The organism is Bacillus sp. M6-12 (assembly GCF_002860285.1).
In the GTDB taxonomy this organism is placed as follows: domain Bacteria; phylum Bacillota; class Bacilli; order Bacillales; family DSM-1321; genus Peribacillus.
In genome coordinates, this window is the sequence record NZ_PGVF01000042.1 from 1 (window position 1) to 1,748 (window position 1,748).

The window sequence follows — 1,748 nt, forward strand, 5'->3', positions numbered from 1 at the left end:
AATATAATTGATAGCTAAAAGCCATATAAAAAATTTTGCAGCAATTTTTCAGGTTTTTTTAGGGGGAATTGAACATGATGACTGCCGAACAAATTTTAAAGGCAATGGATGAAATGGAAAATGGGGAACGTATTAAGCTATTAAAAATCTTAGCTGTAAAACATTTCGGGAGAAAACAGCCTACTAAAGAAGAAATAACAAAACTTAATTATGAGGCTTTTCATGGAGATGATAACGGGGAATATTAGACAAAAAAAGAGGGATAGGACTGGTTACGTTCCTCATACCCCTTTTTACTAATATCAATAAAATGTTCTTTGTAAGGGGGCAAACATCTTTCAATTATCGGTTCAATTTCATTACTTTTTTCCATTCGCTGCTGGTGCTTCCTCAGCTGTCGTTTGTACCTCTGTTTCTGCTTCTTCTTTCGTCTGGCCATCCTATAACCATCCTTTCCAAGATAAAATAAAAAGACCGCCAGCAATTAAGCTAACGGCCATTTTTTCAGTAGATACTTTAAAATTTAATTGAAATATCCATGTTAGGATCCGTACCGCTAACTAGTAGCTGGTACCGCACATACTCTTTAAACTTAGCGAATAATACGCCATGATGTTGATCCGGAATAGGAAAAGTACCAATTTCATTAAAAGTAATACCATCATTAGATTCTTCAAATTTAATTGATAAAGTAGCATTACCAGTCATTCCCTCAACATCTACACGCACATTACATTGTCTAGCTGTAAGTAAGTGAATGGCCTCGCCTGTCATAGTAGCTGTAACGCCAGCCTCTTTATATTCATGTTTCACATCACGCATACCATAAAATAAATCATTTAACATTGTCTATCCATCCTTTTTATATAGTTTAGTTTTATTGAATTAACGATCCGAACGCTTTAATCCAGCCCTAGCCCGTGCTACTTCCTTCTCAGCTACTTTTTTTATCCATTCCTCACGTACTTTCTCTTTCTTTTCCGCTGCATCGCTTTCTGCCTTCATCCTTGCAGCCATCGCATCTCCAATTCCTTCATAATCAATAGATCTGCTTTCCTGTTCTGCATAGATAGACATCCCACTATTAACAGGGACAATATTTTCTTTATCCCGCAGATTATTCACCAATATTCCCAATGTAATTTTTTGTGACGCTGGTAAGTCTGCAGTTAATTGTTGTGCTTCCTTATCTCCGTTTGCTAATGCCCTAATCAATTCAGGGTTAAATTCTGCCATGATCATTTCCCTCCTTCCTTTTGGATTACATAGAGGTACTTGCAGCAAAGTCGAATTTTAGGACATAAAAAAGAACGCTATTTTTTAGCGTTCAGATTTCTTACTATGTTCAGTTAGAAATACACCTAATTCTGCTATTGTCATAGAGGCCACAGAATCCGCATCTAAGGCTGCTAATGCTTTTCCGGCATCAATGGGTATCGTGACTGCAAAAGTAGCTGCAGCGGCCTCAGATTCCACTGCATCGCCTGTTATGTCCTCAGGATAAGACGAAAAGAACGGACCCTCACTATCTAATTCCATGATAAGGCGTGAATTGATCTGCCAGCCTTGCTGTTCCCTATGCAATGTTTTCTGACTTACCTTGTCATAATCCTCATAAACCACAGTTACTTTTTTCAATTGAATCTCCTTTCTTATTTAAAAAGCCGTTGAAAGAAAGACTTCTTTTCCGGTTCTTTTGTTTCCGGCCCGTCTTCTTCTGTATTTTCTATTGCTTCAGTAGTTGCTGC

5 protein-coding genes are annotated in these 1,748 nt (G+C 37.6%); 1 reads left to right on the forward strand and 4 read right to left on the reverse strand.

Annotation, left to right across the window (positions count from 1 at the left end; all coding sequences use genetic code 11):
- Positions 1 to 74: 74 nt before the first annotated feature.
- Positions 75 to 248, forward strand: a complete 174-nt coding sequence (locus tag CVD28_RS28420) for a hypothetical protein (protein WP_180954339.1) — start codon at positions 75 to 77, stop codon at positions 246 to 248.
- Here CVD28_RS28420 and CVD28_RS27410 read toward each other — a convergent pair.
- From CVD28_RS27410 to CVD28_RS27425, 4 genes are all read right to left on the reverse strand, one after another.
- A complete protein-coding gene (locus CVD28_RS27410) occupies positions 245 to 439 on the reverse strand; it encodes a hypothetical protein (protein ID WP_099676597.1) in 195 nt (64 codons plus the stop codon). The two genes, CVD28_RS28420 and CVD28_RS27410, sit on opposite strands and share 4 nt — an antisense overlap.
- Before the next feature lie 77 nt (positions 440 to 516).
- Positions 517 to 846, reverse strand: a complete 330-nt coding sequence (locus CVD28_RS27415) for a hypothetical protein (RefSeq protein WP_099676596.1) — start codon at positions 844 to 846, stop codon at positions 517 to 519.
- 39 nt (positions 847 to 885) lie between these two features.
- Positions 886 to 1,236, reverse strand: coding sequence for a hypothetical protein (locus CVD28_RS27420; protein WP_099676595.1), 351 nt, complete (start codon positions 1,234 to 1,236; stop codon positions 886 to 888).
- An 84-nt stretch (positions 1,237 to 1,320) separates the two neighbouring features.
- The gene (locus tag CVD28_RS27425; protein ID WP_099676594.1) at positions 1,321 to 1,638 is read right to left on the reverse strand and encodes a hypothetical protein; all 318 of its coding nucleotides are present in this window, start codon (positions 1,636 to 1,638) and stop codon (positions 1,321 to 1,323) included.
- Between the last annotated feature and the right edge of the window lie 110 nt (positions 1,639 to 1,748).

Excerpts from the sequence above, each read along its gene's own strand:
- CVD28_RS27420 (WP_099676595.1), bottom strand. The coding sequence starts at position 1,236 with ATGGCAGAATTTAACCCTGAATTGATTAGGGCATTAGCAAACGGAGAT.
- CVD28_RS28420 (WP_180954339.1), top strand. The coding sequence starts at position 75 with ATGATGACTGCCGAACAAATTTTAAAGGCAATGGATGAAATGGAAAAT.
- CVD28_RS27410 (WP_099676597.1), bottom strand. The coding sequence starts at position 439 with ATGGCCAGACGAAAGAAGAAGCAGAAACAGAGGTACAAACGACAGCTG.
- CVD28_RS27415 (WP_099676596.1), bottom strand. The coding sequence starts at position 846 with ATGTTAAATGATTTATTTTATGGTATGCGTGATGTGAAACATGAATAT.